The organism is Myxococcales bacterium (assembly GCA_016706225.1).
Lineage (GTDB): Bacteria > Myxococcota_A > Polyangia > Polyangiales > Polyangiaceae > JADJKB01.
The window spans coordinates 957,615-982,180 of record JADJKB010000003.1; the positions used below are offsets into that span (position 1 = coordinate 957,615).

20 protein-coding genes are annotated in these 24,566 nt (G+C 68.1%); 16 read left to right on the plus strand and 4 right to left on the minus strand.

Features of this window, described 5'->3' with window-relative positions; genetic code table 11:
- Position 1: 1 nt before the first annotated feature.
- The 3 genes from IPI67_05855 to IPI67_05865 are packed head-to-tail and all read left to right on the plus strand — an operon-like array spanning position 2 to position 4,225.
- Positions 2–1,063, plus strand: a complete 1,062-nt coding sequence (locus tag IPI67_05855) for a chemotaxis response regulator protein-glutamate methylesterase (GenBank protein ID MBK7579718.1) — start codon at positions 2–4, stop codon at positions 1,061–1,063.
- Complete coding sequence (locus IPI67_05860; GenBank protein MBK7579719.1) at positions 1,060–2,901, plus strand: DNA mismatch repair protein MutS; 1,842 nt, start codon at positions 1,060–1,062, stop codon at positions 2,899–2,901. Before IPI67_05855 ends, IPI67_05860 begins: the two co-directional genes overlap by 4 nt.
- 4 nt (positions 2,902–2,905) lie before the next feature.
- The gene (locus IPI67_05865) at positions 2,906–4,225 is read left to right on the plus strand and encodes a hypothetical protein (protein ID MBK7579720.1); all 1,320 of its coding nucleotides are present in this window, start codon (positions 2,906–2,908) and stop codon (positions 4,223–4,225) included.
- On the opposite strand, the gene IPI67_05870 is transcribed toward IPI67_05865, so the two are convergent.
- Positions 4,209–4,727, minus strand: a complete 519-nt coding sequence (locus tag IPI67_05870; protein MBK7579721.1) for a YceI family protein — start codon at positions 4,725–4,727, stop codon at positions 4,209–4,211. The two genes, IPI67_05865 and IPI67_05870, sit on opposite strands and share 17 nt — an antisense overlap.
- 147 nt (positions 4,728–4,874) lie before the next feature.
- On the opposite strand from IPI67_05870, the gene IPI67_05875 reads away from it, so the two are divergent.
- The 8 genes from IPI67_05875 (at position 4,875) to IPI67_05910 (ending at position 14,548) form a co-directional block, all read left to right on the plus strand.
- Positions 4,875–5,771, plus strand: coding sequence for a GGDEF domain-containing protein (locus IPI67_05875; GenBank protein ID MBK7579722.1), 897 nt, complete (start codon positions 4,875–4,877; stop codon positions 5,769–5,771).
- Positions 5,772–5,805: 34 nt separating this feature from the next.
- Positions 5,806–7,149, plus strand: a complete 1,344-nt coding sequence (locus tag IPI67_05880; GenBank protein MBK7579723.1) for an aminotransferase class III-fold pyridoxal phosphate-dependent enzyme — start codon at positions 5,806–5,808, stop codon at positions 7,147–7,149.
- Positions 7,146–8,225 (plus strand): acyl-protein synthetase, encoded by a 1,080-nt coding sequence (locus IPI67_05885; GenBank protein MBK7579724.1) that lies wholly within the window; start codon positions 7,146–7,148, stop codon positions 8,223–8,225. The genes IPI67_05880 and IPI67_05885 overlap by 4 nt, the downstream gene beginning before the upstream one ends.
- A gap of 4 nt (positions 8,226–8,229) precedes the next feature.
- Positions 8,230–9,282, plus strand: coding sequence for a proline dehydrogenase (locus IPI67_05890; GenBank protein ID MBK7579725.1), 1,053 nt, complete (start codon positions 8,230–8,232; stop codon positions 9,280–9,282).
- 45 nt (positions 9,283–9,327) lie between these two features.
- Entirely contained in the window at positions 9,328–10,770 is a 1,443-nt protein-coding gene (locus IPI67_05895; GenBank protein MBK7579726.1) for a protein kinase, read from the plus strand.
- Between the two features lie 8 nt (positions 10,771–10,778).
- Positions 10,779–11,792: a hypothetical protein gene (locus IPI67_05900; GenBank protein MBK7579727.1), complete on the plus strand. Its 1,014-nt coding sequence runs from the start codon at positions 10,779–10,781 to the stop codon at positions 11,790–11,792.
- Entirely contained in the window at positions 11,792–13,156 is a 1,365-nt protein-coding gene (locus IPI67_05905) for a hypothetical protein (GenBank protein ID MBK7579728.1), read from the plus strand. Before IPI67_05900 ends, IPI67_05905 begins: the two co-directional genes overlap by 1 nt.
- A gap of 102 nt (positions 13,157–13,258) precedes the next feature.
- Entirely contained in the window at positions 13,259–14,548 is a 1,290-nt protein-coding gene (locus IPI67_05910) for a hypothetical protein (protein ID MBK7579729.1), read from the plus strand.
- Positions 14,549–14,551: 3 nt separating this feature from the next.
- Here the strand turns inward: IPI67_05910 and IPI67_05915 are convergent, their stop codons facing one another.
- Positions 14,552–16,162: a hypothetical protein gene (locus IPI67_05915; GenBank protein ID MBK7579730.1), complete on the minus strand. Its 1,611-nt coding sequence runs from the start codon at positions 16,160–16,162 to the stop codon at positions 14,552–14,554.
- 188 nt (positions 16,163–16,350) lie between these two features.
- On the opposite strand from IPI67_05915, the gene IPI67_05920 reads away from it, so the two are divergent.
- Together IPI67_05920 and IPI67_05925 are read left to right on the plus strand one after the other, a co-directional pair.
- Positions 16,351–18,060, plus strand: a complete 1,710-nt coding sequence (locus IPI67_05920; GenBank protein MBK7579731.1) for a phosphodiester glycosidase family protein — start codon at positions 16,351–16,353, stop codon at positions 18,058–18,060.
- A gap of 37 nt (positions 18,061–18,097) precedes the next feature.
- Positions 18,098–18,568: a hypothetical protein gene (locus IPI67_05925; GenBank protein MBK7579732.1), complete on the plus strand. Its 471-nt coding sequence runs from the start codon at positions 18,098–18,100 to the stop codon at positions 18,566–18,568.
- Positions 18,569–18,611: 43 nt separating this feature from the next.
- Here the strand turns inward: IPI67_05925 and IPI67_05930 are convergent, their stop codons facing one another.
- Positions 18,612–19,043 carry a hypothetical protein gene (locus IPI67_05930; protein MBK7579733.1) on the minus strand — a complete coding sequence of 144 codons (432 nt, stop codon included), beginning with the start codon at positions 19,041–19,043 and terminating at the stop codon, positions 18,612–18,614.
- On the opposite strand from IPI67_05930, the gene IPI67_05935 reads away from it, so the two are divergent.
- Complete coding sequence (locus IPI67_05935; GenBank protein ID MBK7579734.1) at positions 19,038–20,885, plus strand: DUF4215 domain-containing protein; 1,848 nt, start codon at positions 19,038–19,040, stop codon at positions 20,883–20,885. The genes IPI67_05930 and IPI67_05935 overlap by 6 nt on opposite strands.
- A gap of 11 nt (positions 20,886–20,896) precedes the next feature.
- On the opposite strand, the gene IPI67_05940 is transcribed toward IPI67_05935, so the two are convergent.
- Complete coding sequence (locus tag IPI67_05940) at positions 20,897–21,811, minus strand: patatin-like phospholipase family protein (GenBank protein ID MBK7579735.1); 915 nt, start codon at positions 21,809–21,811, stop codon at positions 20,897–20,899.
- Between the two features lie 101 nt (positions 21,812–21,912).
- On the opposite strand from IPI67_05940, the gene IPI67_05945 reads away from it, so the two are divergent.
- Both IPI67_05945 and IPI67_05950 read left to right on the plus strand, forming a co-directional pair.
- Positions 21,913–23,211, plus strand: coding sequence for a hypothetical protein (locus tag IPI67_05945; protein ID MBK7579736.1), 1,299 nt, complete (start codon positions 21,913–21,915; stop codon positions 23,209–23,211).
- 29 nt (positions 23,212–23,240) lie between these two features.
- Complete coding sequence (locus IPI67_05950; GenBank protein ID MBK7579737.1) at positions 23,241–24,566, plus strand: hypothetical protein; 1,326 nt, start codon at positions 23,241–23,243, stop codon at positions 24,564–24,566.

Consider the following 24,566-nt stretch of genomic DNA (forward strand, 5'->3'; position numbering starts at 1 on the left):
GGTGAGCCAACGCCTGCGCGTCCTCGTCGTCGACGACTCCGCTTTCATGCGCGGTGCGGTGAGCCGGATGCTGGCTGCCGACGCTCGCTTCGAGGTCGTCGGGCAGGCGAAGGATGGCGAGGAGGCCGTTCGGCTCGCGGGAGAGCTCGCTCCGGACGTGATCAGCATGGACTTCAACATGCCGGGCCTGAACGGCGCGGAGGCGACCCGCGCGATTCTCGCCAAACGAGCGACGCCCATCGTGATGCTCAGCGCGCACACCCGCGAGGGAGCAACCGCGGCGGTCCAGGCGCTGGCCGCTGGCGCCGTCGACTTCGTCGAAAAACCGGACGGCGAGGTCAGCGCCAACCTGAACACCGTCAAAGATCAACTCGTCGAGAAGCTGATTGCCGCGGCGGGTGCCAACGTACGCGGCTCGATGGCCGTCGCGGAGGTCGCACCGAGTGAGGCGCCCATGTCGCGGCGTTCGCCGCGCTCGCCACCAAGAGCCATGCCGGCGGGCCTGCGGGTGGTGGTCATTGCCAGCTCGACGGGGGGTCCTGCCGCGCTGTTTCGCCTGTTGCCGTCGCTGACCTCGGCAGGCAAGGCCGCAATCGTGATCGTACAGCACATGTCGGCGGGGTTCACCGAAGCGCTCGCGGATCAGCTGGCGGAACAGGCGGGGTATCAGGTCCGCGAGGCGAAACAGGGCGACGTGCTCGAAGCCGGTGTGGCTCTGGTCGCGCCAGGCGGCATGCACCTCGTGCTCGAGCGCAACGGCACGGTCTCGGTGAACGACGGACCGCTCGTACACGGGGTGCGTCCGGCGGCCGACGTGACGCTGAAGAGCGCGGCTCAGATCTACGGCGCGCGCAGCGTCGGCGTCGTGCTCACCGGAATGGGCCGTGATGGCGCGCTCGGGCTCGCCGCCATCAAAGCCGCCGGGGGCCGCACCTTCGCCCAAGACAAGGCCACCTGCACCGTTTTCGGCATGCCCAAAGCCGCAGTGGAGATGGGCGTGGTCGACGAAGTCTTGCCCCTGGACCAGATCGGTCGGAGCGTGAGCCGACTCGTGAGCACGTGACCACGCCAAACCGGAAAGAAGAGTACGCCGCGCGCGCGACGCGCTTCGGCACGGAGGCCGAGGCCCACGGGGCGCGATCGAGGCTGGTGTCCAACTTGAGGGGCATCTCGTTCGGTGTTGCCATCGTGGCGGCCATCGTGGCCGCGACCGGGCGAGCGCTGACCCTGACCGGTCCGCTCGCTGTCGTCGGCATGCTCTGTTTCCTGGTGTTGCTGATCGTGCATGCTCGGGTGATCGCGAACGAAGACGGGGCCAAGCGCTGGGCCCGGGTGAACCGCGACGCCGAGGCACGAGTCAGCGGGAAGTGGCGGGATTTTCCGGAGCAAGGCCTGCGCTTTCAGGACGCCGCTCACCCCTACTCGAACGACCTCGACATCTTCGGCAAGGGCTCGCTGTATCAGCGCGTGTCGGTGGCGCACACCCGCTACGGTCAGGAAGCGCTGGCGCAATTCTTCACGCGGGCAGCGGACCCGAGTGTGATCCTGGCTCGGCAAGACGCCGTTCGTGCCCTCGCACCCGAGCTCGAGACACGTCAGCAGCTCGAGGCGCTCGCGCTCGCTGCCACCGAACCCGACGGCAAGGAGCGCTCGCACCGACCGGCTCCGGATCCGGAACCCCTGCTGGCGTGGGCCGAGAGCACCCCCGAGCTCTCGAAGAAACAGGCCGTGGTCTGGGCGGCCAGGGTCCTGCCGTTCGTCACCGTTGCGGGTGTAGTCGGCAGCTTCAGCTTCGACCTGCCGGCCTTCGCCTGGAGCGTGCCGATCGCGCTGGCGATGTTGCTGAACCTCGCGACGCGCGGCATCACCGGCCGGGTGTTCACGGCCGTGTCGAGCACCGAGGGTGCGTTCCTCCGTTACGGAGCCATGCTCGAAGTGCTCGAGCGTCTTGATCTGGATAGCCCGCTGCTCAAGCAGGTGCGCGAGCGCATCACCGCAGGCGGCAAGGCACCCTCGAGCGCGATGGCCGAGTTCCGACGCGCGGTGAGCTGGTACGACCTGCGGCACAACGGGCTCATTCACCCCTTTGCCAACGCGCTCCTGCTCTGGGACATCCACTGCACGCTGATGCTCGAGGCCTGGCAGAGGAGCTCGGGAAAGGCGGCGCGCGACTGGTTCCGTGCGCTGGGTGAGGTCGAAGCAATCTCGTCGTTTGCTGGCCTGCTGCACGACGACGCGGGCGTGACGTTCCCGGAGTTGTCGGCCGATCCTGCGCTGTTCGAGGCCGAGGGGCTCGGCCACCCGCTGCTCGACGGCGCGGTTCGTGTCACCAACGACCTCTCGCTCCCGAGTCCGGGCCGCGCGCTCTTGGTCACCGGCTCGAACATGAGCGGCAAGAGCACGATGCTGCGCTCGATGGGACTCGCCGCGGTGATGGCGATGGCTGGAGCACCCGTCGCCGCGAAGAGACTCAAGCTGAGCCCGATGGCGGTCCGAACCAGCATGCGAATCAGTGACTCCCTCGAGCAGGGAGTGAGTCACTTTTATGCCGAGGTGCGCAAACTCAAGGTCGTGCTCGACTCGACCGCCGGCGACCTGCCCGTGTTCTTCCTCCTGGACGAGATCCTCCACGGAACCAACTCACGCGAACGACAGGTTGGTGCCCGCTGGGTGCTCGGCGAACTGATTGCAAAACACGCGATCGGCGCCATCTCCACGCACGACATGGAGCTCTGCCGGCTGCCCGACGACCTCATGGTCCACGTCGAACAGGTCCATTTCCAGGAGAACGTCGAGAACGGCGCGATGACCTTCGACTACAAACTGCGTGCAGGGCCCGTCAGTGCGGGCAACGCGCTTCGGTTGATGAAGATCGTGGGGCTCGACGTGCCGCTGGAGTAAACTGGTGAGCGTCGTGCTGGCCCCGCGAGTTGTTTGTTTCGTAGCGTTTGGCTCGCTGCTGGGCTGTGGCGTTCCGAGCCTGCCGCCTTCCGGATCCCTGGCGCCGTCGGAACCGAACGGGCAGGCCAAGTGCAAGATCGCGGCGAACCAGGAGAGCCCGCTCGTGACCGAGTGGCCCGCCTCGGAGAAAGCGCGCTTCGAAGCGCTGGCGGCCAAGCAGGTGGTGGCGGTCGAATACTCCGGCTGCGAAATGAAGATCGTCGACGGCTGCCAGGTGTCCGGCAAGTACGGCTTCAAACAGACGACCTTGGCCAGCGACACGGTCGAGATCGCAAACGAGGACGAGCTGTTTGCCAAGCTGCCCCTCGGCGCCGCGGGCCTCGAGGGGCAGCTGGCCCGCTCGGGCCGGCTCGCGGTCAAGACCACGGTGGCCGGACAGCTCGAGCTGATCGAGAAACCTTCTCTCGACCTATCTCGTGATCCCGCCTGCGCACGCGTCACCCACCTCGTGCGGGGCATCAGCGTCGGCTCCTTTCGGCTCGTCGCTGGTGGCGCCGTAGCGGCCGGGGGCGGCGTGAACGTCGGGCCGGTTGGGGCGGGGGCCGAGAGTCGACGCGAGGAGTCGACGGTGCGAGAGGCCGGTGACCCCGCGCGCTGCAGCGAAGCGACGGAGAGCGCGCCCCACCCGCAGTGCGCCTCGCCGATCCAGGTGTTCCTGACCCCGCTCAGAGAGCCACGAGTGGAGGCCGGCGCTTTCGCGGGCGCGAACGCGGAGCCCGAACGCCGGGCCGAGGCAGTGAACATCACGTTCCCCGAGCGCGAGGGCGAGCTGTGGGCGCTCTACGACGAAGGCGGCAAGCTGCTGTGTGAGGTGCCTTGCACCCGCTGGGTGCCGCGGGGGAGCGGCTACAAGCTGCGGCGCCAGTCCGACGCGGCGGAGGTCGAGCTACCGGACCGGTTCGGCAACGTCCCTGGCTCGAACGCCCGCGCCAAGTACTCGCCCGAGCGCGGCGCCCCGCTCTGGGGAGCCATCACCTTCTACGGTCTCGGAGTGCCGGCGGCCATCGGCGGCACGGTCACGCTGATCCTCGGCCTCACCGCGAAGGACGACTCGAGCGGCCAGAGCAGGCAGGGGTTTTACCTCGGCGCCTCGGCGCTCTACCTGTCGATCGCCGCAGGCACCGCCGTCTGGTACTGGCTGTTCACCGACTTCGCTCATTTCGAAGCCGAGCCCCTGCGCCAGGGGTCACGGCTGCCCGCGAGTCAGCACGCTTCGGGCCCGCGGGTGTTCGTGGGTCCGACCGGCGTCATGGGTCAGTTTTGACTGCCCCGAGGTCGAAGCGCACGACGACCCGATCTTGCAGCTTGATGGCGCCGAGCAGCGCCTTGAAAGGCTGAATGCCCCAGCGTGTGGGCTGAAGCTCGACCTCACCCTGCCAGTGACCGTCGACCTCGCGCACGTCGAACGAGAGCTCGCGAGTCTCGCCCAGCAGCCGCAGACCGCCGCGCACCTCGAATCGCTCCCCGTTGCGCTTGGCCGTGCCGCTGAAGCGCGCCTCCGGGTGCTCGCGAGTGTGCAGGATCTTCTTCTGGATGTTCCCCGAGATGTCTTGTCGGTCGCGCTCCGAAATCCCGCGGGCGTCGAGCGAGCCGTCGCGCATGACGCCGACGACGGTGAGTGAGGTCAAGACGAAGCGGCCCTCGACTGCGGTCCCATCCGTCGTCAGCTCGAAGTGCGGGAGGTCGATCAAGAGGTCGTGTGCGACCTTGGACAAGAACCCGTCTTTGAACGTGAGCGCCTCGATGCGACCGGTTACGGGCGTCATCTCGTCCTGATAGCCGTGAATGGCGCGGGGCGTAAGGCGTTGGCTGCCCGGCCGACCCCGCACGATGGGCGAGATTTTCGCAGGCAGGCTTGCCCTCGTACGAGAAACGAATAGCGTATGCTTTGATTTAAAGCAGTTAGCTCACCCGTGAGCGAGTTCGACGAAAAGACCAGAGTCACCCAAGTGGTGCAAAAGCCGTCGCCGGAGGACAGCTCCAGCAACGACTGCGTGGTCGTGATCTACACGAAGGAGCCCGGCCTCTTGGGCAAACGCTTCGTGCTCGAGACGAACAAGATCGGGATCGGCCGTGGGGCGGACAACTTCATCGTGCTCGAGGGGGACTCGGTCTCGCGCCGGCACGCCCAGATCGAGCGCCGCAGCAACCGCTGGTACGTGGTCGACAACGGTTCGACCAACGGGACCTACCTGAACGAAGAGCAGATCGTCCGGGAGGCGCCGCTGAACAACAGCGACCGGCTCAAGGTCGGCCCCACTATCCTCAAGTTCCTGTCCGGCGCGGACGCCGAGGCGAAGTACCACGAAGAGATCTATCGCATGACCATCATCGATGGTCTCACGCAGATCCACAACAAGCGTTATCTGTACGAGGCGCTCGAGCGCGAGGTGCTGCGCGCGCGCCGACACGACCGGCCGCTCAGCATCTTGATGTTCGACATCGATTTTTTCAAACGGGTCAACGACCAGTACGGGCACCTTGCAGGTGACTACGTGCTGCGCGAGCTTGCGCGGGTCGTGCAGGGGCGCATTCGACGTGACGAGGTCTTCGCGCGTTACGGCGGAGAAGAGTTTGTCATCGCCTTGCCGGAGACCCCGCTCGAGGGTGCGGTCTCGCTGGGGCAAAACCTGAGGGCCCGGGTCGCGGAGCACACCTTCGTGTTCCAGGGAGAGCGTATCCCCGTCACGGTGAGCATCGGCTGTGCCGTGCTCGACCCGAACGACAAAACCGCGACGGATCTGGTGCAACGCGCCGACGAGAAGCTCTACGAAGCCAAGCGCGGCGGCCGCAACCGCGTCTGTTATTAGTGGCGGGCAGCTTCCGGATTGTCCCGGGTGAGCCATGAGCTTCAGCGAGATCCCTCCGCCCCCCGAGCTCGTGCCCGGTCAAGATCGCCCACATTTGCGCGTGCCGCCCCCGGGACCGCAGTCCCGCTCCTGGCTCCTGCGCCACACCCACTCGGCGGCACCCATGGGGCCGAAGCGGACTCCGTCCGGGAGCGCGCTCGCGGCCGACGTTCCGCCGTCGACGATCGTGTACGCCACCGGCAAGGGCTCGAACGTCATCGACGTCGACAGCAATCGTTACGTCGATCTGGTCGCGGGTTTCGGCTCGCTGCTGCTCGGGCACGACCATCCGCACATTCGCCGCGTGATTGGGCTGCAGGCCGATCGCCTGCTGCAGGCTCTCGGCGATCTGCACCCCGCCGACGCGCGCATCGCCCTGACGGAGCGGCTTGCCAAGCTGCACCCCAGCGGCGACGGTCAGGTGATCTTGGGTCAATCCGGAGCCGATGCCGTCACGGCCGCGCTCAAGACCGCCGCGCTCTTCACCGGTCGGCCCGGCGTGCTCGCGTTCGGGGGTGCTTACCACGGGCTCTCATACGGCCCCCTCGCGGCACTCGGCTTGCGCGAGAGTTATCGCGAGCCGTTCACGGCGCAGCTGAACCAACACGTGCGCTTCGCGCCCTACCCTGCGGACGACAACGAGCTCGACGAGACCATCGAGCAGTGCCGGATGGAGCTTGCGAGCGGGAAGATCGGAGCCGTGCTGGTGGAGCCGATCCTCGGTCGTGGTGGCTGTGTGGTCCCGCCAGGCGATTTTCTGCCGGAGCTCGGCCGGCTGGCGGCGCGCAACGGAGCGCTGCTCATTGCGGACGAAATCTGGACCGGGCTCGGCCGTTCTGGCGCGCTGCTCTTCTCGGTGAAAAGCGGCGTCAGTGCCGACCTGCTCTGCCTCGGTAAGGGTCTCGGCGGTGGACTCCCGATCAGCGCCTGTATCGGGCGCCGCGACGTGATGCAGGCCTGGTCGCGCGAGAAGGAGGTCGTGCACACGACGACGTTCAGCGGCGCGCCGTTGGCTTGCGCGACGGCACTGGGCACACTCGACAGCCTGTCGCGCGAGAAACTCTGTGAGCGCGCGGCCTCGGTCGGCGCTCACTTCCTGGAGCTCTTGCTCGGCGCCGGAGCCAACGCGCGCGGTGCCGGCCTGATGCTCGGCATCGAGCTCTCGGGCCGACCCGGCGCCGCGGTCAACCTGGCGCGGCGGCTGCTGTCGGCGGGGTACATCACCTCCAGCGGCGGCGGCAGCCGCGAGGTGCTGATCTTGACCCCTGCGCTCAACATTTCCCCGGCATTGCTCGAGGCTTTCACGCTCGAGCTCGAGCTGTGTCTGGGTGGCACGTGACGTTGGTCGACGAGTCGGAGGCGCTCCACGAGCGCGTGCGACGCTTCGTGGCAGACGACACCAGCGCCGAGTTCGAGGACCTCGCGCTCGGCATCGCGGAGTTTCAGGCGCGCTGGTCACCGGGGTTCCGGCGCCTGCTCGCACTGCACGGAGGCCTGTCCAGCGCGGCGCGTATCCCGGCCGTACCGAGCCACGCCTTTCGTTTGTCCCGCGTGGCCGTGCACCCGCCCGAGCTCGACGTCGCGCGCTTCTTGACCAGCGGGACGAGCGACGGCGTGGAGCGCGGACTGCACGCGATGCGGACCACGGCGACCTACTCGGAGGTCGCCCTTGCCTGGGGTCAGCGTGCACTCACGCCGGCGACCGGCGGCCGAAGTGTCGTGGTGGCGCTGGCAGAAGAGCCGGGGGAGCCGGGGGATTCGTCCCTTGGTTTCATGCTGCGGCTGTTCATGCAGAAGCTCGATGGTCGCGAGCGCGAGGCCTGGTTGCTGCAGCGTGGAGCACTGAACGCGGATGCCCTGAGCCGCGCGGTGCAGGCCGCCCGAGAAGCCGGCGAACCCCTGCTGGTCCTTGGCGCGTCGTTCGCGTTCGTCATTCTGCTGGGGGCCTTCGCTGAACGGCAGCTCGAGGCCCCGCCCAACACCGTCGTGATGTCGACGGGGGGATTCAAGGGCCGGACGCGTGAGCTCGACCCCGAGGTATTTCGCCGCGCAGTGGCCTCGCTGTTTCACATTCCCGCGGCGCGTGTCATCAGTGAGTACGGCATGACCGAGCTCTCGAGCCAGCTCTACGAAGGCACGCTGCCCGGGGGTTCGTTGGTCGGTGAATCGGGTGTGCACCTACCCCCCCCTTGGCTCACGGTGACGGCCGTCGACCCCGTGAGCCTGGAACCAATGCCCGATGGCGAGATCGGACTCGCACGTTTCGTGGACCTGGCCAATGTCGACAGCGCCGTCGCCGTCTTGACCCAAGACCTGGTGCGTCGGCGGGGCGACGGAGTCGAGCTGTGCGGGCGCATGACGGGCGCGCCCCCCCGCGGTTGTTCGCTCGCGGTCGAAGCCCTCATGGCGGGCTGAGCGCATGGCGGCGAGTGATCGAGTACGAGCGCTGGTAGCGTGTGCACGACGCCTCGCCGACCCGAACGATCCGCTGGGTCAGCGCGCTCGCGAGCAACTGCCAGCCAGCACCGGGCTCTCACCCGAGAACGTGGAGCTCGCGCTGTCGGAAATCCTGGAGACCCACCCCTCCGACGCGGAGCTGCTCGCACTCTCGACCTGTGCGATCCCGGCGCCGCGGGTTCACGTGCAGCTAGCGGCCAACGTGTTCGTTGCGCCACTCCGTGCCATCGCCATCGCGCTCGCACAGTCCGACCAGGTTAGCGTGCGTGCCTCGCGCCGCGAGCCGGTCTTCCCAACGCTCTTGTGCGAGGCCTCGGGGGCGTTCGAGCTGGTCGACTCCCTCGAACCCCGGCCGGGGGATCACCTCTGGGCCTACGGCGCCGACACGACCCTCGCGGAGCTGGCGACGCGCTTGCCCGCCGACGTCGTGCTGCACGCACACGGCTCGGGTTTCGGCGTGGCCGTCGTCGCGGGCCACGCCGCGGACGCCGCGCGATTGCTCGTCGACGACATCGTCCCCTTCGATCAGCGGGGTTGTCTGAGCCCGCGGGTCGCCGTCGTGATCGGAGACCTGGAAGGCGCCCGAGCTTTTGCGACCCACGTGGCGCGCGAGCTCGGAGAGCGCCGGGTCCGTGTGCCCACCGGACGTTCGAGCGCCGAGGAGCGAGCGGAACAGGTGTCCTGGCGCGACAGCCTGGCGTTTGCGGGCGAGCTAATGCTTGCGGGGGAAGGTTGGGTCGCCGTCGATCCCAGCGAGCGGCGCTTGCTCGCGGCGCCCGCGGGACGGAACCTGGTCGTCGTGCGTTCGGGTGCCGAGCTGACTTGGCTTGGCGATCACGCCGCCTCGATCGTTGCCGTCGGCATTGAACGCACAACCGACGACGCTCTGTTCGACGCCGTGCGAGCAGCGCTCCCCCATGCGCGCGTCAGCGGGCTGGGTCAGATGCAACGACCAAAGTTCGACGGTCCCGTCGATCGGAGGCCGCGGACGAAGCACTCTCTCCGCTCGTCCTGAGGCTGAGCGTTGCCCGCACCCGACCGGTCCACTATCGTCCGGCGCGTGCTGGGCACGACCATCGACGGCCGATATCAGGTCTTGGCGCTGCTCGGCGAAGGCGGCATGGGCTGCGTCTACGAGGCGCGCCACGTGGTCACGGGTCGTCGGCTCGCGCTCAAGACCATCACGGGCCGCGTGGCCGACAACCCGGAGCTGATCCGGCGCTTCGAGATCGAAGCCAAAGCGGCCGGAGCGATCGAGTCCCAGCACATCGCCCACGTGCTCGACGTCGGTGTCGATCCGGCATCCCGCACTCCCTACCTGGTGATGGAATTCCTGGCTGGCGAGACCCTGGAGCAGGCGCTGCATCGCCATGGCCGGCTGCCCGTGGACGTGGCCCTCAGAATCGCTGGTCAGGCGGCGCTCGGACTGGAGAGCGCACACCAGGCAGGCATCATTCACCGCGACGTCAAACCGGCGAACATCTTCTTGGCCGAGCGGGACGCAGGGGAAGTCGTCACCAAGTTGTTGGACTTTGGCATCGCCAAGGTCCGCGCGGACGCGATCGACGGAGCGGCGAACGTGACCCGAACCGGAAGCCTGGTTGGAACGCCGCTCTACATGTCGCCAGAGCAAGCCAGCGGCGACCGTGAGCTGACACCGAGCACGGACATCTGGGCTCTCGGCGTGGTGCTCTACGAGATGCTGAGCGGCGCGACTCCGCATCACCACGTCAAGGCCGCGGGGCGCTTGATCATCGAAATTTGTTCCAAGCCGGCCAGGCCGCTGCGCGAAGTTGCGCCGCTGGTCGATAGCAACGTCGAACAGGTGGTCATGCGCGCGCTGATGCTCGACCCGAGCGCCCGACACGAGAGCGCGAGCGCGTTCGCCGACCGCCTGCGGGCCCTGGTGCCGAGCTTCACGCTGCACCAAGACATGCTGGGGCGTCAGCGCAGCGTGGTCCCGGACGTCCGGCTGAGTGATCCGGGAGCCGAGACGCTGCCCAATCAGCCGACGACGCCGATGATCCAGTCGGTCAGCGGTGAGGCAGATACGGTGGCATCGAACGCGGCGACCACCGGCGGGCGCGGGGTACACGCACAGTCGGCACCGCCCGCCACCACGAGAACGAGCACCGGCAGGCGGCTGGTCGCGATGGCGTTCACGGCCGCGCTCGCGGCCACGGCGATCGGCATCGCGGTGAGTCGTGGGGCGCCCGACGCCGAGCCTGCGGCACAAGCTCCTTTGGAGCGCCCACCACCGGCTGTGACCCTCGAAGCCGTGCCGCCCGAGCCGGCGGTGGCAGTTGCCAACGAGGCCGACGCGGCGCCGGTCGAACCTGCAACGAGCGCCCCGTCCGTGCCGGGCGCTCAGGGGGCGGCGCCCAGCAAAAAACTTCCCCGCTCACCCGCGGGCGCAGCGGAGCCGCGGCCGGGCCCAACACAGCTCTCACCCAGCGCTCCCCCCGTCGTGAAAAAACCCTACGATCCAAGCTCCGAGATGTGATTGTCCCGATGCAGAGCTCACATCGCTACGCAGTGATCGTCGCCGCAATCCTGGCGCTCCCGGTCTCCGCCCAGGCTCAGTCGCCGGACAGCGCTGCCGCAGCCGAAACGCTGTTCAAGGCCGCGCGCGAGCTGGTCGACGCTGGCAAGTGGGCCGAGGGGTGCCCCAAGTTCGACGCTGCACTCGCGCTGCACGCATCGGCGAGCACGCAGATCAACATCGCGCGCTGTCACGAGCACGAGGGTCGCACCGCAACGGCGTGGGCCGCGTACAAACGAGCGCTCGTCTTGAACCGTGAGACGCTGGGTGATGAACGCCAGCGTGCCCTGGAAGAGCTCGCCAAGACCGCCCTGGCAGCCCTCGAGCCCAACCTCTCCAAGCTCGTGGTGCGCGCAGACAACGCGCCCCCCGGTCTGGTGGTGACGCGTGATGGATTGAGGTTGCCGGCCGGAACGCTGGGGCTCTCACTCCCCGTCGATCCCGGAGAGCATCGGATTGTCGCTCACGCTCCGGGCTTCATCGAGCTCACTCGGGTCGTCAGTGTCGCGCCCGGCAAGCTGGTCGAGCTGAACCTGGCGCTCGCCCGAGCACCGAGGGCGCCCCCCGCGCCCGCGACCCATGGCAGCGCTCGAGCGGAGCGAGACCACGTCGAGCCCGAGCAAACCGAAGCGGTGCCCACATGGGCGTGGGTCTCGGGTGCGAGCGGCGTCGTGCTGCTAGGAGCGGGCGTCTTCTTCCTGGTCGACGATCTCGACGCCATCGGCCGGCTCCGGGACAACTGCAGCGAGAGCGGCGGACAGACTCGCTGCGCGCCTGGTTATGACTACGCCGCGGACAACAGCCGAAAGAACCGCGACTTCCCGCTATTTTTGGCGTTCTCACTCGCGGGTTCGGCAGCGGTGACCGCGTCGGTGATCGGCATCGTCGGTGCTGGCGGGCGGAAGAGCGCAGGTCGGACGCCCGTCCCGTCGGCATGGGCCACTGCGAGCGCGGCGGGGCTCGGTATCTCAGGGGGCTTCTGATGCGGCGACGCTGGCCCTTGTTCCTCACCGCTCTCGCCGTCGCGTGTATCCCCGACGTCGTGCCCACCGAAGAAGCGCCACCTTTCCCGGTCGGCTGTCTCGATCGGCAGATGAACGGCGACGAGACCGACGTGGACTGCGGGGGCGCGCAGTGCGGCAAGTGTTTCGCCGGTGCGCATTGCGGCGCTGCGAGCGACTGCCAAGGCGGGCTCTGCACTGCCGGCGCCTGCGAGTCCCTGGCAACGGGCGTGTGGGAACTCCGCTCCCCCGTGACCCAGCTGACTCCCAGCGCTCGCTCCGGGCACAACATGGTGTTCTACGTCGACCCCCAACCGACGACGGGCATGAAGGCGACGCTCCTGTTCGGCGGTCCGATCGACGGGCGGATGTGGAGCTGGGACGGCGAACAGTGGCAGATCCTCACGCTGGCCGCCAACAGCCCCGTGGCGCGCACCGGCGCGGTCATGGTCTTCGTTCCACCCACGAGTGTGGTGATGTTCGGCGGACTCTCGACCGTCGGTCAGTCCCAGACCTATCACTTCAACGGCTCCGCTTGGAAGGACCTGATGAAGGATCAGAACCCAGGAGCACGCGCCTACGCGAGCGCCGCCTGGGACGAGACCATTCAGCGAGTCCGCTTCCTGGGGGGCTACGAAAAACCCACGGAGACTGCGGCTCCCACCTTGATCGAGGGCGAGTGGTACTGGGACGATGGCGACCAACAGTGGTCGGTCTACACCTTGCCGGTGATGCCCGCGCGAGCCAGCGCTGCGATGGTCTACGCGGAGTTCACGTCGGTGCTGTTTGGTGGAACCCAGGCCGATCGCGTCGGTATGAATGACCTGTGGACCTTCGGGAACGGCGGCTGGAAAGAGGTGACGCCGCTCACGAACCCGTCAAAGCGTTTTGGCTCGGCGATGGCGTTCTCCACGAAGCGCAAACGCGTGGTCCTGTTCGGGGGCGCCGATGGCGACACCCGCTTCGACGACACCTGGGAGCTGGACGTGAAGACGCTCAGCTGGTCGAAGATCACCACTCCCGTCGCGCCGAGCCCGCGCGAGTACACCGCGATGGCGTACGATCAGGTCCGCTCGCGCATGGTGTTGTTCGGGGGCAACGACGGAGCGAGCGACCTCGGCGATCTGTGGGAGTATCACCTGGTCGGAAACCGCTGTGAGACAGCGAACGACTGCGACACCGCGGCCTGTGTGGATGGCGTGTGCTGCGCCACCTCGACCTGCGGCGTGTGTCAGGCGTGCAACGTGCCCGGCGCCGTCGGCACCTGCTCTGACGTCCCGGTCGGGCGCACCGACCCTGACTCGTGCGCGGGCTACTGCAAATCTGCGGCGGTCTGCGGCCAGTGAGCTGCTGGCGTTGGACAGCCCACGGCGCCCCATCGACGAGGATCCGCGCCGAGCGCCAAGAAGGCTGGGGAGAGGTGCGAGTCCGATAGTAAGCTCAGCTCGATGCGACCGACGTCGAGACACCCGAGTCTGGCCCTGCTCTTCCTCGGCGCCGCGTGCCTCCTCGCAGGCTGCGGCAATCCGTTCTCCGGGGGCGGGGGTGCACTCCAGGCCAAGGCCCCAACCGCGCCGGGCGAACAGGCCAAGTGCAAGGTGGCGGCGAGTCACGAAAATCCCCTGGTGACCGAGTGGCCGGCGTCCGAGAAGGCCAACCTGGAGGCGCGGCTGCGCGAGGGAGGCGTGGTCGTGAGTTACTCGGGCTGCGCGATGAAGCTGTTGCCACAGTGCAGAGTGCGCGGCAGCTACGGGTGGCGGCGCACGACGACCACCACCGACGTCGTCGAAATTCTGAGCAGCGACGAGCTGTACGCGAAGCTGCCGCTCGGCGCGGTCTCGCTCGAGGGCGAGCTCGAGCGCTCGGGCCGGTTGGCGGTGCAGACCACGGTCGCAGGTCAGCTCGAGCTGCGGGGCTGGGACAAACAGGTCTCGGAAGATCCCGCCTGCGCCGGAGCCAGCCACGTCGTCGGTTCACTCTCGATCGGAGCGTTCAAGCTGCGCGCCGGTGGCAGTCTGAACGCCAAGGGCGGCGCCGGTGTGGTCGGCGTGGGCTCGGTCGGGGCCGGCAGTCAGAGCTCGGAGTCGGTCCTGCGCGAGGCGGGTTCGCCCGACAGCTGCAAAGAATCCACGGAGACCAACGCAAACGCCGAGTGCAGCTCACCGATTCAAGTGTTTCTCTGGCCGCTGCCCAGGGAGCTCGCGGATCGGGGGCCGCCCGGCTCGGTGAAGGTCAACTTCTTGTCGGCGAACGCCGAGCATCAATACGACGTGTCGATCAACGACCGCAAGCTGTGCCAGACCCCCTGCGCGCGCTGGGTCGATCCCGCCGTGCCGTTCAGCTTCGTGTTCGAGAAGGGGTTCTTCGAGCGGAACGAGCGGATCGAGCTGCCGGACCTGCGTGAGCACCAGACCAAAGGCAACAAGCTCGATGCGCGCGCGTATCCCACCAAGACCGGCAAACTCGCGGGTGGGATCGTGATGACGACGTTCGGAGGGATCGGGGTCCTGGCGGGTGCCGCGATGACCGCCGTCGGAGCCGCGAGCGACGACAAGAAGGGCCTGTTGACGGCCGGGCTGATCACTCTGCCCGTCGGCATCGGGCTGACGGTGCCGGGGATCCTCCTGATCGTGAACAGCGGCTCGCGAGTCGAGATCGAGCCGACCAACCCGAACAACCCGCCGCGGATGCCGGTCGAGGCGCGCTCGCTCCGCTTGGGTCTGGGAGGCGCATTCTGAAGCTCACAGCTCGGCGCGGGTCGTCACCACCGATGCCACGGGGGCCAGCGCCGAGACCACCCGCTCCTTGGGACGCACGTGGAACAACAGACTGCGCAGCGGGGCCTCGGCCATGATGCCCTCCCAGGTCCTGCGCCGCGGGCGCTTCATCTGATCGGCCAACGCGTAGGGGAAGCCGGTGATCGGATCGGTATCCTCGATCAAGATGGCGTGTTGATGGATCAACCCGTCGGCCTTCTTGCCCTGGATCGCCACGATATCCCCGGGCTGAAAGCGCTCGGAATTTTCGAGCAAGAAAGCAAAAAAGCGTGAACGCTCACCGAACGGGATGCGCTCCTCTGGTTTCATGCGTTCGTGCTCGAACAGCTCGGGGTGGTCGACGGCAAACTGCTCGAAGGCCAGCACAGCGCGGCGGTTCTTGATCCCGAAGCTGTCGAAGTCCAGAGCACCGACTCTCCGCTCGGCGACCTCCCCCTTGGCGCGGAACCAGGTCCCCGATGCCCGCTCGAAGCTGTCGAGCACGAAGTCGACGCACATCTGCGGCGGCAGCGGGCGCCCCTTGGCATCGAACACCGGATAACTCACCTCCTCGTGGCTGAAGTAGGCCTGCCCGCGCTTGTAGGCCCAGCGCCAGTCGGGGCGCAGTTGACCATCCTTCTCGGCGGTCTTCTCGTCCCGAGGACGATCGAAGGGCACGGCTTCTGCCACTTGCGCATCGATGGCTCCACGCAGGCTCGCGAGCGCGGCGCGACGGGGAGCTTCGAGCGCCAGCGTGCGACGCAACCGCTCACGCTCCGCCCTGGGTGAGACGAGACAGTTGAGCGACAGCTCGGCGCCATCCGAGTCGAGCAGCGCCTGGGTCCACGAGCCAGCCAGGCGAAGCTCCGCGACCAACGCGCCGGCGGTGCGTCGTGAGATCCGCGCGCGATCGAAGCCCACTTCGTGGGCGAGCGCCCGGAGATCCCGGTGCAGCGGCGTGCGCAGCTCGTCTCGGGAGACCGCCACGCGATCACCGAGTAGTAGCTCCGCGTTCGAACCGTCGGCTGTTCGATAGCTGGGGAATCGCCCGCTGCTTCGCACCAGCTCGTCGATACGCTGGCCGTGCTGCAGGAAGATCCGCGGCTCGTCGAAGAGGGCCGTGAGCTCGAGCTGCGACACGAGCGCGAGCGCTTCCGCCGGCTCGCTGGAATAGACATAGCCCTCTCTGAGCAGCAGCGCGCGGAGCGTCGGGCGATCCCCTTTGTGACGATTGAGGATGGTCCTGACGCGGGTGAACCCCGGTCTCTTGCTCAGGCTCTGCGCCGTCGCTCGCGCGGACACGCTGAGCTCCGCTTCGGGCGTCACGCGCGGCTCCCGCACCCAGATCACTGGTTCACCCCGAGCTCGACCAAAGAGCTCGGCTCTCCGGGCGTCGAGCTCCGGAGCACCCGGCAGCGCCGGTTCCGCTTCGACGGCGGACAGACGCGCCTTGCACGCGTCGAGCTCCGGGTCGGTCGCCGCCGGCGCGCTGACACTCGCGCTCGGGGGAGGACTGGGCGCGGGTTCACCGGTGCGCTGGGCGCGGCAGCCCGAGAGAACCGCGAGAACCAGGGCCAAACCCACGCCGAATCGCATCGTTGTCCATGGTAACGCCCGAGGCCCTCGGCAGCATTCTGCAGCGCGACAGCGTATCCATACACACGGGAGCGGGCAAAGTCCGGTAATTCAAGAGCTAATACCCGCCGAGCTGTCCGCGCAGAACACCCCACGGCGGGATTTGCGCGGGACTGCTCCGGGCACGGGTCTTGGATCTGCGCTCATGCATGCGCTCCGTCCTTGGCTTCGTCGTCTGCGCCACGGCGCTCTTCGCGGGCACCGCTTCGGCCCAGGTGAGTGACCCCCACCCGGGCATCCGACTCGTGAATCACGGCTCGACCGCGCTGGTCGTGGCGGATCTGTGTGCTGCGGGAGTCTCGGTTCGCGCGACGAAGTATGGCGAGCGCAACAAGACGGCGGCGGGTTGGGCTCAGGCCGTCGACGCCGAGGTCGCCATCAACGCCGACTTCTTCGACTTCCCCGGCTGGTCGTTCGTCGTGGGCCGCGCGCGGGGCGGAGGCGAGGACTGGCCCGCGGACAAGCAGCTCAAGGAGGTGCGGAGCTACTGGCAGTTTGGCATCAACCAGGCGGGCCTCGTACCCAACGCCGCGACCGAGCCAGGCTATCTCGTCACCGATATCGTCGGAGGCCACAACATCTTGATCGAAAACGGTCAAGGCAAGGGCCCGGTCTACGACGGTGACGCGGTGCTCGAAGGGGCCCACCGCCGGACGGCCGTCGGCATCAGCGCGGACCAACGCTACCTCTACTTCTTCGTCAGCAACACGCCGCTGAACGGCGACGGCATCGTATGGAGCATGGTGGCGAACGCCAATGAGGCGGGTGCGGCTCCGATCCACTGGGCGACGAACATGGACGGCGGCGGCTCGTCTCAGCTCTACGTGAAGGGTATCGGCTCGGTGATCTCGAGCACTCGGCCGGTGAACAATCACCTGGGTATCTACGCAAAGGGCGCCGGTGAGTCGTGGCAGTGCAACCGCGCTCCAGAGGGCTGGCTCGACAGCGTGGACGCGAGCGGCGCGGTCGGCTGGACGCGAGATGTCGATGTGCCCGACGCGCCGGTCAGTGTGCACCTCTCGTTTGGCGGGCCAGCCTTGTCGGGTGCGCCGGCCAAGACCGTCAAGGCAGAGCAACACCGAGACGATCTGTGCACGGCGATTGGCTCCTGTGCCCACGGTTTCAAGCTCGCTCCGCCGCTGTCGCTGATGGATGGGCAACCTCACGAAGTGCACGCCTACGGCATGGACGAAGCGGGCCTGAAGAACGCGGAGCTGGCTGGCAGCCCCAAGACATTTCAGGCCACCGCGCCAGCGCCAACCGGCGAGCGACGACACGTGCAAGATCCAACCAGCTACGCCGCGTGGAAGCTCGACGACGCCTGGCATCACCTGCCAACGACGGACGCGGCCATCAACGACCTGCCCGTGGGCGAAGACCTACCCGCGACCCCGAGCTTGGCGCGCGAGGACGGCTCCCCCGCGATCTTCGTGATCGACGGAGCAGAGCGCCGCTGGGTGACGGGCGTCGATTCGCTGGTGGCGTGGAGCTTCGAGCTTGCCGACGTCGTTGTCATGCCGGCCGCGGAGCTCAGCGCCATCGCTCAGGGGCTCGACTGGCCCGCGCGCCCGGTGTTGGTCGTCAAGAGCGACGGCGCCGTGTACGCGCTCGACACCCCGGCGCCCAAGCTGGGTGAACCTCCGCAGAGCGGCAGCGGCGGCAAGGGCAGCTCGGGAAAGACGCCCGGCAAGGGCAGCGGCGGCGCGGGTGAAGGCGAGACAACGCCGAGCGGTGACATGACCGGAGGCTGCGCGGTGAGAGCGGCATCCCGAAGCGGGGGCACGAGCTACGGATGGGGACTTGCGCTCTTGGGGCTCGGACTCCTGGGCTGCCGCGGGCGGCAGCGACGCGCGCGCTGACGGTGCAGTGTCGTCGCGCTGGGGCTATGCTCTCTCGATGGCAAGACCCCTCACGTCCCTCGCGCTCATCTTTGCGTTCTCGTTCCTCCTGGCTGGCTGCGGTTCGAGCGGCACAGGCGACGTGGTAACGACGGGCGGTAACGGCGGCGCAACCGGCGGCAACGGTGGCTCGACCGGCGGCAGTGGCGGCGCCACCGGAGGTTCTTCAGGGGTGGGCGGCGGTTCGAGCTTTGCGTGCGGGGCGCTCGCCACCTGCCAACCCGGCGAGTACTGCGAGAGTGTCTCCGGCGGTGCATGCGGGGGTAACCCGCCAGACGACGCCGGCGCCTGCGCGCCGAACTGCAACAAGTCGACCTGCGGAGGTCCCGAAGAGGTCTGCCTCTGTACTGGCTTCAGCTGCGCAGCGCTCCCCACCGGCTGCACGAGCTGCGCGTGCGTGACGGGCGGCTGCGGCAACTGTACGGAAGACGGCAAGGGCGGCATCTTCGTGCACTGCGCAGCGCCCTGAGCCGGGGCTCCGCTCCTCGCGACCAACGTTCAGCGCCCGCCGCTCAGAGCTCCACGCCGGCGAGCATCATGGGCCGGAGTCCCTGGAAGGTCAGCTTGGCGTCGTCGCCCCCCGTGCTCACTCGGAACGTGCGCATCGAGTACGCTTGGACCTGAAGATCGAGGCGGAGTCCCACGTGGCCGAGCTCGTAGAGCAGCCCCGTGCCGAGGGCTGCCTGCAATCCCAGATATGGGCCGGTGTTGTCTTCACAGTCCCACTCCGTGAGGCAAACGTCGCCAAGCGCCTCCCCCGCAGCCGTGAGCTCTTCGGAGGGTAAAAGCAGACTGAGACCCAGCGAGCCGCGCAGCGTGAGTGCCGTTGATGGTGCGAGATCGACCACCCCTTCGAACACGAAGTCTGTGCTGATGCCGCCGATCCGAGCTAACTTGGACAAACGCTGCTCGGGGCGCGCGGTTGGAGGCGAGATCGAATGCATTCCTTGGCTCGGTTGGGTCTGTTCGCCGGAGCAGTCGCGCTCGCGGGAGTCGCGGTAGCCGCATGCGGTGACAGTGACGACGGCGGCGGGGGCAAGGGCGGAAGCGGAGGCACCGGCGCCAGCAACAGCGGGGGTGGCAGCGGGGGAGACGGCGGGGCGGCGGGCGCCGCTGGCGCCGCGGGGGGCGGCGGCAGTGGCGGGCAGACCTGCGGCAACGGCAAGCTCGAGGGCACCGAAGAGTGCGACGACGGCAACCTGGTCAGCGGAGATGGCTGCGAGAACACCTGCGACTTGAGCTGCGACAAGGCCAGCGACTGCGACGACGGCGATCCGTGCACGGGCACCGAGTCGTGCGGCGCAAACCACGCTTGCACCGCCGGGACTCCGCTCGCCGAGGGCGCGGACTGCGGCAGCGCCCTGGTGTGCGTCAACGGCAACTGCGTCTCACCCCAGTGCGGCGACGGGCAGAAGCAGACGGGTGAAGAGTGCGACGACGGGAACGCAACCAACGGCGACGGCTGCGACTTCTGCAAGTTCTCGTGCATCACGACGGACGCGACGCGCGACTGCACGCAGGCTGGTGACGCTTGCGCCGGCAGCGACAAGTGCGACGACGCGAAACACACGTGCACGGCGGGAACGAAGTTGTCCGAGGGCGCCGCTTGCATGAGCGGCACGGGCAAATGCGCGGGCGGGTTGTGCACCCTGCTCACTTGCGGCGACTCCAACCTCGACGCCGGCGAGGAGTGCGACCCGCCGGCCGCGGGCAGCTGCAGCCCGCAGTGCAAGAAGGTCGTCACGGCGACCTGTGGCAACGGAACCATCGAACCGCCGGAGCACTGCGACGACGGCAAGCAGGAGAACCTCGATGGTTGTGACAGCAAGTGTGCCTACGAGACCGTGCTGCGCATGATCGACCTGGACATCGCCGCGGGAGCGGCCCCCAGCTACTGCAGCGTCACCAAGAATCAGCTCGGGAACGTGGCGTTGACCGCGCCGGCCCTCAACACCCTCAACGGTGACCTTCAGAAGGGCATCGACAAGGGTTCGACCAACGTGATGATCCAGCTGCTCGGCCTCGACGAGCTGACGGGCACGAGCGAGCCCTCGATGGAGCTCGGCGTCCTTTCTGGTGGGCTCGATACCGCCAAGGGTACCTGGCCGGTGGACGGCTCGAACCCCATCGACTGGTGGTTCAAGGCAGATCCAACGACGGTGGATGCCGCAGGGCTGCCCACGGGCAAGCTCGGCAACGGGTCGATCAAGGCGAAGCTCCTGCTCGCCGGACCGAGCAACGTGGATCTCACGTTGTCACTCGGCGGCAGCGCGGCGGTCCTCGGGATGCGGGACGCCAAGCTACGGGCTGCGGCAAGCGGCACCCCGGACGTACCCACACCGCCTCCCGCGAGCCTTGGCGCGGGGCTGAAGGTTTTCCAGGAGCTGATCGCGAATCAGGGAAACCAGGGGCTGTGCGGGAACGTGACCGTGGAATCGCTGGCGAAGATCCCGCTGCCGGAGGCGCTCACGACCGGGATCGGTGCGTGCCAGGTCTGCCCCGGCTCGCTGAAGTACACGTTCTGCGGCAAGGATCAGCCGGTGGGCGACACCTGCAACTCGCTGCTCGATGCCCTGGTGGGCGGCTGCAAGGGACTCGCGTGCGCGTTGACCACCATCAACGCAACCCAGCCCGACGTGGCAAAATCCGGCGGCGCGTTGACCAAGCTGGCCAACCAGGGCGCGCTGAACAAGATCCCCGCCGCAGAGACCAACGGAAATCAAGACGGTTACTCCGCGTTCATGACGTTCCGAGCACGGCGCGCCCACGTCACCGGAAAAAAGTGAGCTGACTCGCCTCACGGCTCGTCAGTGACACGCACCACACCGCGATCGATGGGCCGGTCGAGCGCGATGCGCGCCGCGTCGCGCGCGCACTCGAGGGCGCGGCGACCTTCGTGCAAACGAAACGGGCCCGAGCGAGGCAGGCCCTCGAGCACCATCGCGACGAGCCCCTGGCGCACCGGAGGCTCGAGGCTCGGGCTCGCCTTGCTGCGCCAGGGTGAGCGCGAAGCAAGGTGGTGATGCAACACACGGCGCCCGGGCTCGACGCCGTGCAAGCCCGGCCGATCGAGGATGCCGCCATCGAGCAGCGGGCGCCCTTGGTGCCAGGTCGGCTGGAACAATCCCGGCAACGTGCAGCTCGCCTGGATGGCGGGAGCCAGCGGCCCCGCGGACAGCGCCCGCGTCGAACGCGAGAACAGATCGAAGACGGAAAACACGGCCGGCACCCGACAGCGCGCGAAGTCGTTCACGGGCAGAATTTCCTCGAGGCGCGCGCGGAAGCGCCGTCCGCGCAAGAGTCCGAACCCCAGGCCCGGATCCCAGAAGTCCTCGCGCCGCAACCGCGTGAGCTCGTCACGAAGCGCCGGAGCATCGAGCCCCGCCGTCCACAGCCCGGCGACCAGCGCACCGGCGCTCGAGCCGCTGACGCGCTCCGGCAAGAGGCCCACGTCCTCGAGCGCCGAGAGCATGCCGGTGTGCGCGAAGAAACCGAAGAACCCGCTGGAGAGCGCCAGCGTGAAAGGCGACTCGGCGAGCCAATCCCGGAGCGTCGGAGCCGTCACGCTGACCACCCGCGGGCGAACGCGGCCCCTACGGGGACATTGGGACTGAAGCGACACACCACCGGACGGGACGCAGCGTAACCGCGCGAGGATGCTGCGTCGACACGCGAGCTTGGGGCTTCGGCGGGACAGACCCAATGTCGGCATTGGCAGTCGCGCTCGCTGGAAGCCGAAGACTTCGGCTCGACACCGAGCAGTTGCCCGCGAATTGCGGTGTCGCGCGCGCCAGCTCGGTAGATACTCGGGCGGTGGGCAGGCTCGACACGAAGGTCGTCCGTCTCGTGGCAGGCGTTCTCAGCGTGTGCGCGAGCGCCGCAGCGCAACCGACCGGCGCGCTGCCGGATGCCTCACCGACAGCGAACCCCAGCGCCGCTCCGCCCGCGTCTCCACCCCCCCCGGCGCTCACGGCAGCAACGCCCGCCCCCGCGCCGCCGCTCGCGCCGCAGCAAGCCAACCCGGTGAGCGTTGGGACCGCGAGCTGGAGTGAACGCTACCAGCACGCTCGCGAGCGGCTCTTGGCCGGCGACTTCCAGAGCGCCGAGCAGGAGCTCTCCGATCTGGCACAGGTGGCGCCCGGCCCCATCGAGCGCTCGCTGGCGGTCGAGCTCGCGCATCTGGCGCGCACGTGGCGCTCGCGCGGGCTCGTGTTCGTGAGGAACAAGGACCTCGGTGATGCGTCGATCAAGGCGCGCGCCGTGGACGAGCGCAGCACCGACGAGATCGCCGTGTTGTATCTGAACTCGGTCGTGTACGGGCTTGGCACCGGTGGTTGGCTCGCGGTGCAGACCGAGCCGGACTCGGCCGCGGGATACATCCTGCCCTCCCTGGCGCTCGGGGGTGCCTCGGCGGGCGCCGTCGCCATCCTCGACTCGGGTCGTCCACTTCGATACGGCGTACCGCAGTCGATCGTCAGCGGAATGTACGTGGGTCTGTCGGAAGGGCTGGTGTGGACGTTCTGGAACCAGTCCCGCACCGACCGCCAGGACGAGTGGAGCGGCAAGACGGTCGCAACGTTGATCTGGGGCTCTGCCACCGCCGGTGCCATCGTTGGCGGAGCAATTGGCTCGACGAGCGGAACGACTCCGGGACGCGCCTCGTTCATCGGCTCAGCGGCGCTGTGGGGCGGGCTGGTTGCGGGCATGGGCGTTGCCGCGTTGCACGAGGAGAACTACGCCCAGGACGACGCTGCTCTGCTCGGCGCGGGCATCGGGATGAACGCGGGAGTGGTGGGGGCCCTGCTCGCCGCCGGCCCTGTCTCGCCCTCCATCGCGCGCGTTCGCTTCCTCGATCTCGGTGGCATCGCGGGCGGGCTCGTGTTCGGCGGGCTCTACATCTCTGCGGCCGGCGACGGCTCCGACGCCAGGGCGGCGCTGGGTCTGACGTCGCTGGGAATTGCCAGCGGACTCGGCACGGCCTGGTTCCTCACCGAATCACTGGAACCCGATCGAGGAGCCGATTCGGCGAGCTCGAACCGCTCGGGCGAGATCGCCACGGCGATCGCACCAACCCGCGGCGGGTTCGTGCTGCGCATGAGCGGGTGGCTGTGAGCGGTGGCGTCACGCTTCGCGCGAACCGGATGAAGCTCCGTGGTCTCGGCCTTCGACTGTTTCTTGCAGCCTCACTTTGCCTGCCGGCTGCGTGGTCTTGCTCCGGTGATGTCGCAGAGCAAAAGGCACCGCCCGCTGACGGCGGCACACCGACGCCGACCACTTGCGGAGGCCTGGTTGCGCCGAGCGATGCGTGCGCCGCGTGCGAGAGCGCAGCGTGTTGCGAACCGGCGGCGGCGTGCGCCGCGACCCCGAGCTGCGCGGCCTTCGAAGTGTGTCTCTCCGCCTGCGCAGGCGACACCACCTGCCGCGCGGCATGTGTCCAATCGAACGGGGGCGTCCCACTGGGTTGGGCCGCCCTCGAGACCTGCCAAGCGAGCGCCTGTGCCGACGCTTGCGGCGCCAGCTGCGGCAAGGCTTTGCCCGTCCATGACACACTGTGCACGGGCTGCGCGACCGTGCCGTGCTGTCAGCAGCTCGCCGCCTGCGCGACGGATCTGGACTGCTCGAAGCTCGTCAGCTGCATCGAGAGCTGCGGAACAGATGACGATTGCGCGGCACTCTGTGTCGTGACGAACCAAGCTGGCAAGGCCAAGCTGAACGCAGTAAGCGCTTGCGTGAGCGGGGGCGAGTGCGCCGCCGCGTGCAGCGGCGCGGACCTGTCTTGCGTGGGCGCCGTGCAGTGGCCGCAGGCCAGCGGAGCGAAATACGGCTACCAAATGGTGCTCCATGATGCCCAGTCGGGTAAACCCATGGTCGGCGCGCAGCTGTTGGCTTGCACGCGGTCCGCAGTGGAGTGCACCCCCGAGTCGGCGCTCGGGGGCGCCATTTCGGATGCCAACGGGGCGGCCGGAGTACTGGTAGACGGAGCCGAGATCGCCTGGCTGAGGGTCGATGGTCCGGGAGACTTCTTGCCGGCCTTGCTGTTCTTTCGCCCCCACCTGGTGGAGACCACCTTCCTGGACGTGTTCTTCTACTCGCTCTCGGCGGCCTCCCAACAGATGTCGTCGGCAGCCAAGATCGACCCGACCACGGCGCAGCTGCACGTGGTCGTGACCGACTGCAAGCACCGGCCGCTAGTTGGCGCCCAGGTCGATGTGGAGGTGCTGGGGTTCGAGCGGACCGTGTTCTACACGCGCGCCGACTCCACGCCGGACCCCAAATTGATTGCGACCGGACCGACCGGCGAAGTTCGAGTGTTGAACATCCCGGTGACCGAGGCCGACGGCTTCCCGCTCGCCGACATCACCGTTCGGAGCACGACTGGAGCGAAGGTCGCACACACTTCGGTGCGACTTCGCGCGGGTTATTGGAGCGAGCTCTGGGGCCTCGGCCCGACGCCTACATCCGAGTGA